Origin of the sequence: Streptomyces gilvus, assembly GCF_022513565.1 — a bacterium.
GTDB classification, from domain to species: Bacteria; Actinomycetota; Actinomycetes; order Streptomycetales; family Streptomycetaceae; genus Streptomyces; species Streptomyces gilvus.
In genome coordinates this window covers 1-14,176 of record NZ_JAKWBE010000035.1, presented here as the reverse complement: position 1 = coordinate 14,176, position 14,176 = coordinate 1, and the positions used below count along the sequence as shown (strand labels likewise).

Sequence of the window (14,176 nt, the reverse complement as noted above, 5' to 3'; positions counted from 1 at the left end):
CGATGGAAGGACAGGTCGTGGGAAAGCTGACAGTGGCCGCGTTGCGTGCCGTGCTCGTGATGGTGTTCGTCGGGACGCTGTTCATCCAGGCACTGATGGTGTGGGTGTTGGTGAGCGGGAGCGATCCGGAAGACGGCTCGCTCCCGCTGACCTCGTTTCGCGTCGTCACGATCGTGGGCATGGTGGCGGTCCAGGTCGCCGTCGTCTGCGTCGGGCGGTTGGTGGCGATGGTGCGTCGCGGCACCGTGTTCTCCCATGCCGCCTTCCGGTACGTGGACGGCGTGATCGGCGCGATCGTGGCAATCGCCGTCCTGTGGTTCACCGTCACGGCCATCAACGCACCCGGACAGCGCGACGACCCGGGCGTCACCCTCATCATGGCCGGCATCGGCGTCGCCATCCTCGGCGTCGCGCTCATCGTGCTCGTGCTGCGGATGCTGCTCGCCCAGGCCGTCGCGCGCGACATCGAAGCGGCGCAGATGCAGGCCGAGTTGGACGAGGTGATCTGATGCCGATCGCCGTCGACATCGACGTGATGCTGGCCAAGCGCAAGATGTCCGTGGGCGAGCTCGCGGAGCGCGTGGGCATCTCACCCGCCAATCTGGCGGTCCTGAAGAACGGCCGGGCCAGGGCCGTGCGCTTCACCACGCTGGCCGCGCTCTGCGAAGTGCTCGAGTGCCAGCCGGGCGACCTGTTGCGCTGGGAGGCCGAGGACATGGCCGGCGAATGAACCGCCGCTCGTTCCAGCGAGGCGGTGCGGGACGGCACCAGGTGTGCTCGGCGGCCGCGGATCGCCGGCCCCGCTTCCGTACCCTGGCGCTATGCGCATGCGCCCCACCCTGAGTTGGACTCCCTCCGAGGACCTGCCGCCCGGTACGACGGATCTGCGGCCGGTCGTCGACGCCCTACGAGCCGGCGGCGTGCTGGTGCTCAGTGGTGCGGGCATGTCCACGGAGTCCGGCATCCCCGACTACCGCGGGGAGGGCGGGAGCCTGAGCCGGCACACTCCGATGCTCTACCAGGACTTCACCGGGAGCGCCCAGGCGCGGCGCCGGTACTGGGCGCGCAGTCACCTCGGCTGGCGTGCCTTCGGACGGGCCCGTCCCAACGCTGGGCACCGTGCGGTCGCCGAGTTCGGGCGGCGGGGGCTGCTGTCGGGAGTGATCACCCAGAACGTGGACGGGCTGCACCAGGCCGCCGGAAGCGAGGGTGTGGTGGAACTCCACGGGAGCCTGGAGCGGGTGGTGTGCCTGGGCTGTGGCGCCCTCAGCCCCCGACGCGAACTGGCCGCTCGGCTGGCCGAGGCCAATCCGGACTTCGCTCCGGTGGCAGCGGGCATCAACCCGGACGGTGACGCCGACCTGAGCGACGACCAGGTCGGCGATTTCCGCGTGGTGCCCTGTGTGCGCTGCGACGGCATCCTCAAACCGGACGTGGTGTTCTTCGGCGAGGCCGTGGCGCGGCAGCGGGTCGAGCAGTGCCGGGAGCTGGTCAGCGCCGCGGACACCCTGCTCGTCCTGGGTTCCTCGCTGACGGTGATGTCGGGGTTCCGGTTCGTGCGTCAGGCCGCGGAGGCGGGGAAACCGGTGCTGATCATCAACCGGGACGTGACGCGCGGTGACCGGTACGCCGTCGCGCGAGTCGAGCTCCCGCTGGGGCGGGCCCTTGCCACGGTGACCGGTCAGCTGGGTCTTTCCGACGACGGCCTGGCGGCGCCTTCGATCTGACGTGCTCCACCAGCCGGGGCCGCTTCCCGGGCACGCGCCCGGGAAGCGGTTTCGCGCTAGCCGCAGGTCAGGGTCGGCATCGCCCAGTCGCCGTGGTCGTTGCCGTTTCCGTCGCCTGCGTCACCGACCTTGAGGTCGATCACCTGGGCGCCGCTGACGTCGACGTCGATCGGCACCGCGGCCTGCCTGCCGCGGACCGTCGGCGTGGTCACCAGCGTCTTGCCGTCGGCGATCACCGAGAACGTCACCGTTCCCGCACCACCGGTCTCGTCGTCGACCCCGACCTCCGCCGTGAACCGGGAGCAGGTGCCGGCGAGATAGAGCTGGACGTCGCTGACCGAGTTGGTGCCCAGACCCTTGGTGTAGCCGACTCCGGCGATGGTGATCGGCCGCCCGTCCCCGGCCGCCTGCTCGCCGACGCTGCTGTCGCGCTCCACCGGGCCCCAGCCGTTGGTGGACGACAGGAACGTCAGATCGCTCACCGCGCTCTTGCCGGACGGGGGAGCCGGCGGGATTCCGCCGACGATGCGCTCGTCGTCGCCGACGGCCTGGCGTCCGTTCTGCCGGTAGTGCACCGTCGCCGTGATCGCCGAGGCGGACGGCAGCGTCCCGGTCGGCGGCTGGACCTTCCAGGTGAAGGTGGCCGATCCGCCCGGTGGCACGCGCTTGACGGACGTGGGGCTCGTGGCGCTGACGCTCCAGCCGTCGGGTGCGGCGAGCGAACCCGTCAGCTCGGACGCGGACGACCGGTCCTTCGGGACCCGCACCGTCGCCTCGGCCGTGAAGGCCTGGCCCGGCTGAGCGGTGTCGGGCACGTTCAGGGTGACGTCCGCTCCCGGACGCTTCGGCATCGCGTACGTACGGGCGTCGTAGCGCGGGCTGTCGTTCTGTGCGACGCGCAGGGACGAGGCGTAACTGCCGTAGTTGGTCAGCGAGACCTTGCCCAGCCCGCCGGTGCTGCCGTCCAGGTTCCACACCGCGATGGCGATGCTGTTGCGGCCGTTGGGATTCAGGATTCCGTTGGGTACGGGGAAGCTGTGCTGCGGGCCGAGGTAGTTGACGTAGTTGCCGACCTGCCAGCCGTTGACGAAGATCGTCGCGCGGTACTTGCGTGACGGGTCGTCGGTGAACGTCAGTCCGAGCGAGGTGTCCTGGCCGTGCGGCAGGTCGAGGCTGACGTCGGTCCGGTACCAGGAGACCCCGGGACGGGTGTCGGTCGTCGGCAGGGAGACCCGGTCCCAGTTCTTGTCCGGGTAGCCCGGCAGGGACCAGCCGGCCCGCTCGCCGTACAGGCCGCCCGTCGAGAGCGGGCCGCGCACCGCGTCCACCAGGTCCTCGCCGCCGCGGACGCCCTGCAGCCGCCAGGTGACGGACGTCAGCGGCGCGCCGACGAGGGAGGCGCTGGTCAGACCGCGCGCGGTCTTGTTGCCGTTGGTGGAGTTGTAGTCCTCCTCGTGTCCCATGTTCACGGTGAGCACGGACAGGACGTTGTCGCCCTTGGACCTCACCGCACCGTCCGGGAAGGTGAAGTCGGCGCTGCCGGTGGTGGAGCTGCCCAGGAAGGTGCCGTTCAGCCAGGCGGAGAAGGCCTGCGCGCCGCCGCCGGAGTCCGACACCAGGTGGATGCCGGTCTCCTTGCCGGTGGCGTGGAAGCGGCCGCGGTACCAGGTGTTGCCGGTGTGGAAGCCGTAGTCGTCGGCGTAGAGGACGGGCAGCGAGTTGACGCCGGAGACGCTGTTGGTGGTGGTCTTGTCGGCCACCTGCCAGGCGGAGTCGTCGAAGGCGGGGGCCGCTTCCGGGGACTCCTCGGCGTGCTTCCAGTTGGTCAGGTCCGGCAGGTGTACCGCGGCGGCCACCGGGATCTTGCCCGTGAGGCTTCCCGTGTCGGTGGCCCGGGTCTTGAGTTCCCTGCCGTTCCAGGCGACGTGGGTGGCGGAGGTGAACACCTCGATGTTCTTGTCGTCGGCGTTGTCGCCGGTCAGTGCCACGGTGCGGCCGCCGCCGAGGCTGGTCGCGGTGCGCAGCAGATGGGTGCCGCGGACGAGCACCGGTCCGTTCGCCGTGTCCTGGCGCCAGAACGTCTTGGCCGTGGCCTTGTCGCCGACGAGCAGGAGCAACGGGGGCTTTCCGCCGCCGCTGACGCTGACGCGGATCAGGCCCTTGTGGGTGTAGTTCAGCCGCAGGTCACCGGTGGCCTCGTCCCAGGTGGTGGTGGCCGTGCCGCCGCTGGTGGTCACGGTGGGCCTGGAGGAGTAGCGCAGCACGGTCTCTCCGTCGCTGCCCGGGTCGCCGTAGAGCACGGCGACATCGCGGTTGCCGATGGCCGCACTGGTCATGATCTCGGAGGTGGAGTACTGCAACTGCGCGTGTCCGAGCTGGTAGTTGGCGACGATCACATGGGAGTCGCGGCCGTCGAGCGTGATCGCGGTGCCCGGCTGCTGGGGCACGACCGGATAGGTCGGCTGTTCGGCGGCGGTGCCCGTCGGCACGTCGATGGCGTCGATGGCCACGTAGTTGTCGGTGGAGGCCGAGCTGTGGCTGCCGGCGACGACGATCTTCAGGGTGTGCGATCCGGCCGGCAGTCCGGTCTTCTGGAAGATCACGGCCTGGTTCTCGCCGCCGGAGTCGTCGACCGTCGCCACCTTGGCGCCGTCGAGGTAGACGTCGGCGTAGCCGTGGTTGTTGGTCTTCGACCCGATCCAGCGGATCGCGGTGCCGTCGAAGGGGACGGTGAGGGAGTCGCCGGCCTTGTTGGAGAACGACTCGGTGTGCTTGTAGTCGCCTCCGGTGTAGCTCTGGTTGGCGACGTGCGACCACGAACCGGTGTACTGCAGCGCGGAGTCGGGGTCGTCCCAGGTGTAGGTGGTGTCCGCGGCCGGCTGGGCGTTGAAGTCCAGCGAGATGTGGGTCTTGTCGACCGCCGTGGAGGTGGAGTTCCCGTGCCGCAGCACATGGAACTGCGTCTTGGTGTCGGGGTTCATCCGGGCGGTGTCGACGACCGCGGAGTCGTCCGGCGGCGTGGTCCTGATCGCGTCGGTCTTGGTCAGCGGCGCGACCGACTGGGTGAAGTACCCGATCAGCTTGTCCTCGTCGTACTTCGGGTCGAGCTGGCGGGTCTCACGGATCGCCGCTCCGTAGTCGTACGACGTGTAGTTCTGGGGCATGCTCAGCCAGCCCCAGTTGGTGCCGCCGTAGGTCATGTAGAAGCTCTGCGCGGTGGCGCCGACGGCTATGTTCTGCTTGTAGAACACGTTGGCGAACTGGTCGTTGATCAGCTGGGCGCACTTGTCGTAGCCCGGGCCGCCCCAGGGGTCGAAGGCGCCGCCCTGGAACTCCGGGGAGTACAGCGGCTTGCCGGCCGGGTGGTCGTAGCTGATGTCGGGGACGCCGTTCCACTTCGTGGGGTTGGAGCAGTCGAAGCCCTGCGGGTAGGAGTCCGGGCCGTCGACGTCCAGGGCGCCGGCACCGGAGTTGAAGGTGCCGTTGTTGTTGCCGGTCAGCGGCACGGTGATGCCGTCGGCGCGGGCCTTGTCCTCCAGGTGCTGCATGTAGGAGCGGCCGGCGGTGGAACCGTTGTAGTACTCGTTCTCGACCTGGTAGGCGATGACCGAGCCGGTGCCGTTGGTCAGCTGGTGGCGGGCGATGATCCGGTCGATCTGCGTCAGCCATTCGTCCGCGTACTTCAGGAACCGCGGGTCGTCGCTGCGGTTGTTCCCGGCCTTGGTGGTCAGCCAGCCGGGCAGGCCGCCGCTGTCGACCTCCGCGTTGATGTACGGCGCCGGGCGCGCGATGACGTAGAGCCCGGCCTCCTGGGCCATGTCGAGCAGCTTGTCGACGTCGCGCACTCCGCTGAAGTCGTACACACCCGGCTTGGGGGAGTGGTAGCCCCAGTCGAAGTACAGCGAGGTGGAGTTGAATCCGGCGGCCTTCATCTTCTGGAAGATGTCCCGCCACAGATCCGGGCTCGGGAGCCGGAAGTAGTGGAACTCGCCGGACCACAGGTAGGTGCGCTTTCCGTCGACGAGGAACGAGTAGCCGTCAAGACTCACGGTGTGCGCCTGCGGGCTGCCGGCAGCGGCGGCGGGCGTCTTCCCGCCACTGTCCTGCGCCACGGCGGGCGCGGTCATGCCCGCGGCCAGGGCGATGGCCGCGGTCGTCGCGAGGACCGCCCTCCACCACCGGCCGCGGCCGGGTCTCGCAGCTTTTGAACCGATTCGATTACTCCGCACTGCGGCCTCCATTACCGCCTGAGCAATCAGCATCGAACAGACTCAGGCAAAGTCGAACAGTAGAGCCGCGCAAGGTGCAACACAATGGGTCGGCAGAACATGGTCGGGACGGCAGAGGCCAACGCGAAACCGCAACGGGGGAAAGCCACTTGACGACGTCTCACGGCACCGGCGCGGACGGCGGAACGGCCTGATGCACACCGTCGGCGGCGGCTACGGCAACGCGGCGGAGGCGCACCCGTGCAGTGCCGCCGGACCGCACAGCGGTCGGTGCTCTCCGGCTGCCCCGAATCCGCGGTCCGGGCGGGCGACATCGACGTCTGCCCTCCCGGATCACCACCTGCACAGACCCTCATCACCGGCCAGGGCGCCCACTACCGTGCGAGCGACCCGAAGCTGAGCGCGTGGACGACGGCCTCCCCGGCCCGTGCCGAGAGCATGCGCCGGTTCAGGATGCACTCGGTGATGATGGTGCCGCTGCGCGCACGGGGCATCACCCTGGGCGTGATGCACCTCCTGCGGCACCGGACGGCGGAGACGTTCACCGAGCTGATCGTCAGCGAACTGGTCACCAACGCCGTCCGCTACGGCAGCGAGCCCATCGAGCTACGGCTGATCCGAGCCGACGTACTGATCTGCGAAGTCTCCGACTCCAGCAGCACCGCCCCGCACCTGCGACGGGCCCGCGTCTTCGACGAGGGCGGACGCGGACTGCTGCTCGTGGCCCAGGTGGCCGAGCGCTGGGGCAGCCGCCACACGTCCACCGGCAAGACCATCTGGGCCGAACAACCGCTGCCCGACTGAGCGTCTCGGTGACCCGCCTACCCCTTGCGGCATGGCAAGCTGGGCACCGCAACAGCCCGAACCTCAGGAGGACACGATGACCGCAGAGGCCGCATCCCAGCAAGGTTCGGAGCCGGCTGACGCCGAGACGTCCGCTACCGTTCCCGCAGGCGACGGCAACGACGACATCAAGCGCAAGTTCCGCGAGGCCCTGGCACGCAAGCGCGGTGCCCAGGCGGACTCCGCCGACGCCGCCGCGAACGGCGACGCGTCGAAGATCCGCGGCGCGCACGGCCCAGCCGCGCACCAGCGGTCGTTCCGCCGCAAGAGCGGCGGCTGAGCTGCGGACGTACCAGGCTCAGCGTAGTCGGCGTACGCGCAGCACCAGATCGTCGGTGTGGTGTGCGCCGGCGCCGCCGTCAGGTACCACGCGGGGCCGCTGCTCGTGCGTCTCGACCTCCCAGTCGTCGTCGAGGAGGTCGACGATCATCGAGGGCCATACGTAGTCAGCCGGGTCGAAGCCGCTGTCGTGGTCCTGCTGGCTCTCCATGCCCGCGTGATGCACGACCAGGAGGATGCCGCCGGGCGCGACGGCGCCGAGCAGCGCTCGCTCCGCCGCGGCGTCAGGGGTGCGCAGCAGGGCTGGGTACTGCGCCGACACCAGGTCGAAGGAGGCCGGCGGGAGCATCGCGTCGGTCAGCGCGGCGTGCACCCAGTGAACGGCGAGGCCGGCGTCCCGCGCATGCCCGGCCGCCCGCCGCAGCGCCACGCCGGAGACCTCGAGCGCGGTCACGTCCCAGCCGCGACGCGCGAGCCAGACGGCGTCCGCGCCCTCGCCGCAGCCGACGTCGAGCACCCGGCCGGGGGTGAGCCCCGCGACCTCGGCCACGAGCGCACCGTTGGGCCGGCCGCTCCACAACCGCTGCCGGTCGGCGTACCGGTTGTCCCATTCCGCCCGCACCGCCGGGTCTCCGAGGTATGCGTCGGCAGACCACGGGGTGTCGGACGCGGGTGATCCTGCTGCGATGTCGTTGTCGGTCACGGGCCCACCGTCGCCCCATCGCCGCCTGGTCTGCCACTTCTGTTGCCGGTCCGGCAAAACGGCGGTCCGCCGTGCCGCCGCAGAAGCAGAACGGCTGGGCGCGCTGCGTGTCGATGCAGAACCACTACAACCTCCTCGGCCGTGAGGAGGAGCGCGAAATGATCCCGCTGTGCCTGGACGAGGGTGTCGGCACGGCAATCTGGTCGCCCTTGGCACGCGGACGGCCCTGTCATCGGGATTCCCTCGTGGATACCCCGGCCTGGCCCTGCCGCCACCGCCGGAGCCCTCCTCGTCCTCCCCGGACGCAAGGAAGATGCCCGAAAGGCCGTTGGTTCTGCCCCGTCGTGTGTACCGGAGTTCTTGAATCGCTGCCTGCCGGCTGCCTACCGTCGTTGCTTGATGTTCTGGTGAACTTTCACCGAAGCGAGGGGAACGTCTGCTGTGCAGATGCGTGAAGGACCCGACAAGGCCGAGACCGCAGGTCATCTGATCCGACCGCATGAGGACAGCGTCCGCGAGCACCGTTTCGCCCCGGGCCGCGGCCCCATGACCCCCGCCCGGACGATCGCTCTCCAGCGCACCGCGGGCAACGCTGCGGTGAGCCGCATGGTCGCGGAGAGCGCGGGGGCAGGGCCGAAGGTGCCCTGGGCCGCACCGAGCACCACGGGTGCGAAGCGGACACAGGAGGAGTCCGGTGTCGAGCGGGGCGACAGTCCGCCACGGCAGCAGCGGCGGGTTGAAGAGGGCCCACGTGCCACCCGGTCAACGCGCAGTGGAAAGGCCGGGACGTCGGTCAGGGGCAAGGACAAGGCGGAGGACCCGCAGCCGATCGGTAACCCCACCCTGCATTTCACCTCCCGGTACGAGGGCCCGGGCCAGCAGTCACTCGCCAGTGCGCAGGAGATCGGCTTCGAACAGCGTGCGACGCTGCGACGGGCCGATGGGATGACGACGCGTGCCGACGACGCGTACGACTTCTGGCAGGAAGTCACCGACGAGAACCAGCAGATCACCCCGAACGCGGTGAACTACCGACCCAAGAAGTCGAAGCGAGCCTGGGTCGTGGACGGCCCCTTCCGCCCGCCCTACAACACCGACGACGGAAACATCGTCAACGAGGCCGGCCACATCACCTTCAACGACAGCCCCGGATTCTCGGGCAGTATGAAGATGACCGAGGGGTACTGGCTCTGCTCCTACGAAGTCAGGTTCCGTTGGAAGGTCCGCCGCAAGCTGGGCGGCAGGTTCACCAAGAACGAACCCTTCTGGACCAGCGACGAGATGGTCCACCGGGTGGAGTCGGTGTTCGACCCCCAGAATCCGGACGAGCGGGCGAAGATCACGGCCAGCGCGGCCGGCGACCGTACGTGGACCGTCGACCTCCCCGACTGACGGACTGGTGACGGGTGGCGAATTCTGGCTTCCGGCTGGAGCGCGCCCCGCCGGCTCGATGCGGAGGACCCCAGGTCATGATCCGGCCGACCGTGTTGCCGGTTGAGCTGAGGATGAGCACCGCCCGGGCCACGACGAAGCACACCCGTTTGGGAAGATGCGGCATGCCCTACCGCATCGTGACAGTGGCCGGCTCGCACCGCACCGGCTTCGGTCTTCGTCGAAGGGAGGGTCGTGGTTGACGAAGTCCTCGGCGAGGTGGTCGTCGACCGCGCCGAGGTCGCCCTTGGTGAACAGCGCGTCGATGAACGCGCGGACGAGGTCCTTGTTCTGGCTCAGGGTGGTTTCTGAGGTGTTCATGACGTCAGTCTTCAGCCGCGGGAAAGGTCGGGGTACCCCAGAAATCTGGGGTTTTTCCCGGCACGGGCTCATCGGTAAGACCGCCCGCCCCGGCTTCACACCGTTTCCGTACCCGGAACGATCCCCCTACCGACCACCGTCAATACACTACAAAGTGTAAGGTCATCCTTCGTTCTCGTCCCCTCCTCCGCCTTCAAGGTGATCGGCCACCATGACCTCACAACTGTCGGCCCCGATACCCACGCGTCCCTCCGGCGCGAAGCGCACCCCGGGCACTGGGCCGAGCCGGCTGCGGCGACGGGCCGCCGACGCCACCGTCTGGTACCTGCGGCTGATCGCCGTACTGAACGTGGCGGCGGTGATGTCCCTGCCGTTCCGGCAGGAGGTCAACGAGCACAACAACGGCCGTATCACCCTCCATCTGCACCGGCAGCACGCCCATCACTCGGGGCAGTTCTTCACGCCGTACCTGGCCACCGCGGGCCTGGTCTCGGCGGCTCTGGCGATCTTCTTCGTGCTGGTGATGCGCCGCCGCAAGCGGGCGGCGTGGGTGGTCAATCTCGTCCTGTCCGCCCCCCTGTTCGCCCTGTACGTCCTCGCGCTCACGCAGCACGAGTACCGCGCCCACGCCTTCAACTGGCTCTCCGCCGCGCTGACCGGTCTGTTCGTCGCCGCACTGCTGATCAGCCGCCGTGAGTTCAACGCGGTGGGGGACCCGTCCAACCCGAAGCTGGCACTGGCCGTCGGCGTGGGCGGCCTGGTGGTCACCGGCGGCCTGGGCACCCTCCTCGTCCACGCGACGAACAAACTCCCCGGCGCCACCTTTGCCGACGAGGTCGCCTACGCGCTCCTGCGTGGCGTCAGCGTCGGCCCCCTCGCCGACACGGTCACGGCGGTCCGCGCCCCCCGCTGGACCGACATCATCATCAACATCCTGCTCGCGGCGGCCTTCTGCCTGGTCCTGTACGCCCTTTTCCGTTCCCCGCGCGGCCGCAGGCTGCTCGGCCCCGAGGACGAGGAACGGCTCCACGCCCTGCTGGACAAGCACGGCGCCCGCGACTCCCTCGGCTACTTCGCCCTGCGCCGGGACAAGGCGGCGATCTTCTCCCCGACCGGCAAGGCGGCCATCACCTACCGTGTCGTCGGCGGCGTCAGCCTGGCCTCCGGTGACCCGATCGGCGACCCGGAGGCCTGGCCCGGTGCGATCGACGCGTGGCTGACCGAAGCGCGCCAACACGCCTGGACGCCCGCGGTGATGGGCGCGAGCGAGGAGGCGGGCACCATCTACGCCCGCCACGGTCTGGACGCCCTCGAACTCGGCGACGAGGCGATCGTCGACATCGCCGACTTCACCCTCGAAGGCCGCGCCATGCGCGTCGTCCGACAGGCGCACAACCGAGTGCGCCGGGCCGGCTACACGGTCGACATCCGGCGCCACGAGGACATCCCGGCCGACGAGATGGCGACGCTGATCGAGGCTGCCGACCGCTGGCGCGACGGCGCCACCGAACGCGGCTTCTCCATGGCCCTCGGGCGCCTCGGCGACCCGTCGGACGGCCGCTGCGTGATGCTGGTGTGCCGGGACGCGGACGACGTTCCCCGGGCCCTGCTGAGCTTCGTCCCCTGGGGCGAACACGGCCTCTCCCTGGACCTGATGCGACGTGATCGCGACGGCGAGAACGGTCTGATGGAGTTCATGGTCGTCGAACTCCTCCTCAGAGGAGCCGAGTTGGACATCCAACGCGTCTCCCTGAACTTCGCGATGTTCCGCTCGGTCTTCGAACGCGGCTCCCGTCTGGGCGCGGGCCCGGTGCTCCGCATCTGGCACGCGACCCTCACGTTCTTCTCCCGCTGGTGGCAGATCGAGTCCTTGTACCGCGCGAACGCCAAATACCGCCCGATATGGGAACCCCGCTACCTGCTCTTCGCACGAAGCAGCGACATCCCCCGGATCGGCCTGGCGAGCGCCCGCGCGGAAGGGTTCCTCACGCTGCCCTGGAAGCACTGACCGAAACCATCGACGACGGCAAGACGCGTGTACGCGGATCCGTAGGCGTGCTTCACGGCCGCACATGCCACGCAAAAGGTGAAAACATGGGTGTTCTGGGCAGACGGTGGGGATGGAGATGGGCGGCGAAGGGCTGTGACCGGTCTGGATGATCCGCGCACGGACACCAGCTCACTGGACGCCGCGCTCGCGGAGACGGTCCGCCGTACCGGTGCGTCTATCGGCGCCCTGTACCTGCTCGCGCCGGACGGGCTGCTGCTGCGGCTGGACGCGGTCTGCGGGGCGCCCGTCGAGTTCGCCGCGCCGTGGGCGAAGGTCCCGCTCGCCTCTCCGGCACCCGTCGCCGAGGCCGTGCGCGAGGAGCGGATGGTGCGGGTGGCCAGCCAGGAGGAGATGGCCCGCTCCTATCCGCGCACCGCGATGGTGCTTCCGTACTCGATGTCGCTGGTCGCCGCGCCCGTCACCGGCGTGCGGCAGTGGGGATGCCTGCTGCTGATGTGGTCGGCTGCGCGTCCGCCGCACATGACCCCGCGCGAACGCGGAAACATCACGTCCAGCTGTCGGCGTCTGGCCCGCCTGCTGGAGGAAACCGCCGAGCAGGCCGCGGACGCCCGCACCGGACGGCCGCGCCCTGTGCCGGTGGAAATCGGCCGCCGGTACGCACCCCCGGAACTGGCCCTCGCCGATTTCGTCGAGCGGCTGCCCGGCGGAAGCTGCGCGCTGGACCTGGAAGGCCGCTTCACCTACGTCAGCTCCGGCGCCGCCGACCTCCTGGGCCGTGAGGCGGCGCGTCTGCTCGGCACCCAGCCGTGGCAGTCCCTGCGCTGGCTCGACGACCCCGTCTACGAGGACCGCTACCGTGCCGCGGTCATCAGCCGGGAGCCCGTTTCGTTCACCGTGTGCCGTCCGCCGGAGCAGTGGCTCGAGATTCACCTGTACCCCGACGAGAGCGGCATCAGCGCCCGCATCCTGCCCGGCCACGCGCACGAGCGGGCCTGGCCCGCGTCCCCTCCGCCCGTCATGCCGGCCCGTGCGGGCCAGCTGTATCAGCTCACGCATCTCGCCGCCGCGCTGACCGAGGTCGTCGGCGTCCAGGACGTCGTCGATCTGGTCGCCGACCAGATCATGCCCGCTTTCGGCGCCCAGGGGCTGGTCCTGTCCACCGCCGACGCCGGCCGGCTGCGGATCACCGGTCATCGCGGGTACGCCGATCACACCATCGAGCGACTGGACGGGCTCCCCCTCGACACCACCTTCACCCCCGCGGGTCAGGCTCTCACCACCGGAACGCCCGCGTTCTTCGCCGACCCGGAGGAGATGCGGCGCACCCATCCCGACGCGCCCCTGGTCAGCGGGAAGCAGGCCTGGGCCTTCCTGCCGCTGATCATTTCCGGCCGCCCCGTCGGCGTCTGCGTCCTGTCGTACGACCATCCCCACACCTTTCCGGCCGAGGAACGAGCCGTTCTGACCTCGCTTGCGGGACTCATCGCCCAGGCATTCGACCGCGCCCGCCTCTACGACACCAAGCACGAGCTCGCCCACGGCCTCCAGCAGGCGCTGCTGCCCCGCAGCCTCCCCTCGATCGACGGACTGCGGGTGTCCGCCCGCTACCTGCCCGCCACCCGCGGCATGGACATCGGCGGAGACTTCTACGACCTCATCCGCCTCGGCGACACCGCGGCCGCCGCCGTCATCGGCGACGTCCAGGGCCACAACGTCGCCGCCGCTGCCCTGATGGGCCAGGTCCGTACGGGCGTCCACGCCCATGCAGCGCTGGGTACGCCCCCGGACCAGGTCCTGCAACGCGCCAACCAGCTATTGACCGACCTCGATCCGGACCTGTTCACCAGCTGCCTCTACGCCCACCTGGACTTCGCCCGCCGACGCGTCACCCTGGCCAGCGCCGGCCATCCTCCACCGGTCCTGCGCCTCCCCGACGGGAAGGCCGGGCCGCTGGAGGTCCCGCCCGGACCGCTCCTGGGCATCGATCCCGACGCCACGTTCCCGTTGACCGAGATCCCGCTTCGGGAGGGGACGCTGCTGGCCCTGTACACCGACGGTCTCGTCGAAGCACCGGGAGTGGACCTCGACGACTCGATCACCCGCCTCGCCCACGATCTCGCCGAAGCCGAGGTCGGAGATCTCGACGGGCTCATCGACACCGTGCTGAGCAGAGCTGGCACCAACGGCCAGCGCCTCGACGACGTGGCGCTTCTCGTGCTGCAGACCATCGTCTGAGGGTGCAGGAAGCCCACCCCATGAGTGGCCTGCCCTGCGCAGGACGGCGTCGGTGGCCCCGGGCGCGCAGCCTCCGCCGTTGGGTGAAATCGACAACAGAGACGGCATTGATGGAAGGAATCCACCATCTCCCGGCTCTGGCTGGAGGTCCCCTTCTCCCGCCCTCACGCTGAGTCGCGGTCGGCCCCGACCCCCCCCGCCGACCGGGGCCGGGCCGGCGTGTCGACAACGGTGGAGAGGAACCCCCGTTGACTTCCTCCCCCGCCTAAAGGCGGGGGATTCCCACCCTCGCAGGTGAGGCTTCCTGCTTCACCGACGACCGCCCCGTCCGGGAGGACTCCCGTTGAGGTCTTACACCGTCTCCACAGGCAGACACGGCCAGCCCGGCCGCCAGAAG

Annotated in this window: 9 protein-coding genes and 3 pseudogenes; 9 read left to right on the top strand and 3 right to left on the bottom strand. The window is 69.7% G+C overall.

The features are described 5' to 3' along the window. Positions 1–17 precede the first annotated feature (17 nt). The 3 genes from MKW14_RS35275 to MKW14_RS35265 all read left to right on the top strand — a co-directional run bounded on the left by MKW14_RS35275 (position 18) and on the right by MKW14_RS35265 (position 1,727). Positions 18–509: a DUF2975 domain-containing protein gene (locus tag MKW14_RS35275; RefSeq protein ID WP_240870154.1), complete on the top strand. Its 492-nt coding sequence runs from the start codon at positions 18–20 to the stop codon at positions 507–509. Next, the gene (locus MKW14_RS35270; RefSeq protein ID WP_240870040.1) at positions 509–730 is read left to right on the top strand and encodes a helix-turn-helix domain-containing protein; all 222 of its coding nucleotides are present in this window, start codon (positions 509–511) and stop codon (positions 728–730) included. The genes MKW14_RS35275 and MKW14_RS35270 overlap by 1 nt, the downstream gene beginning before the upstream one ends. Positions 731–821: 91 nt before the next feature. Further along, the gene (locus MKW14_RS35265; RefSeq protein WP_240870038.1) at positions 822–1,727 is read left to right on the top strand and encodes an NAD-dependent protein deacetylase; all 906 of its coding nucleotides are present in this window, start codon (positions 822–824) and stop codon (positions 1,725–1,727) included. A gap of 56 nt (positions 1,728–1,783) precedes the next feature. Here the strand turns inward: MKW14_RS35265 and MKW14_RS35260 are convergent, their stop codons facing one another. Next, a complete protein-coding gene (locus MKW14_RS35260; RefSeq protein WP_276622780.1) occupies positions 1,784–5,854 on the bottom strand; it encodes a beta-galactosidase in 4,071 nt (1,356 codons plus the stop codon). A gap of 645 nt (positions 5,855–6,499) precedes the next feature. Here MKW14_RS35260 and MKW14_RS35255 point away from each other — a divergent pair. Continuing rightward, positions 6,500–6,760 (top strand): annotated as a pseudogene (locus MKW14_RS35255) (ATP-binding protein); the annotation flags it as partial. Between the two features lie 76 nt (positions 6,761–6,836). Next, complete coding sequence (locus tag MKW14_RS35250; protein ID WP_240870035.1) at positions 6,837–7,079, top strand: DUF5302 domain-containing protein; 243 nt, start codon at positions 6,837–6,839, stop codon at positions 7,077–7,079. 18 nt (positions 7,080–7,097) lie between these two features. Here the strand turns inward: MKW14_RS35250 and MKW14_RS35245 are convergent, their stop codons facing one another. Further along, positions 7,098–7,781 (bottom strand): class I SAM-dependent methyltransferase, encoded by a 684-nt coding sequence (locus MKW14_RS35245; protein WP_240870033.1) that lies wholly within the window; start codon positions 7,779–7,781, stop codon positions 7,098–7,100. 80 nt (positions 7,782–7,861) lie between these two features. On the opposite strand from MKW14_RS35245, the pseudogene MKW14_RS35240 reads away from it, so the two are divergent. The 4 genes and pseudogenes from MKW14_RS35240 to MKW14_RS35225 form a co-directional block, all read left to right on the top strand. Further along, positions 7,862–8,005 (top strand): annotated as a pseudogene (locus MKW14_RS35240) (aldo/keto reductase); the annotation flags it as partial. Between the two features lie 223 nt (positions 8,006–8,228). Further along, positions 8,229–9,173: a hypothetical protein gene (locus MKW14_RS35235; protein ID WP_240870032.1), complete on the top strand. Its 945-nt coding sequence runs from the start codon at positions 8,229–8,231 to the stop codon at positions 9,171–9,173. Positions 9,174–9,744: 571 nt separating this feature from the next. Next, positions 9,745–11,541, top strand: a complete 1,797-nt coding sequence (locus MKW14_RS35230; protein WP_240870031.1) for a phosphatidylglycerol lysyltransferase domain-containing protein — start codon at positions 9,745–9,747, stop codon at positions 11,539–11,541. Between the two features lie 135 nt (positions 11,542–11,676). Continuing rightward, the gene (locus tag MKW14_RS35225; RefSeq protein ID WP_240870030.1) at positions 11,677–13,779 is read left to right on the top strand and encodes a SpoIIE family protein phosphatase; all 2,103 of its coding nucleotides are present in this window, start codon (positions 11,677–11,679) and stop codon (positions 13,777–13,779) included. 265 nt (positions 13,780–14,044) lie between these two features. On the opposite strand, the pseudogene MKW14_RS35220 reads toward MKW14_RS35225, so the two are convergent. Next, positions 14,045–14,176, bottom strand: a pseudogene (locus MKW14_RS35220) (RNA-guided endonuclease TnpB family protein); the annotation flags it as partial.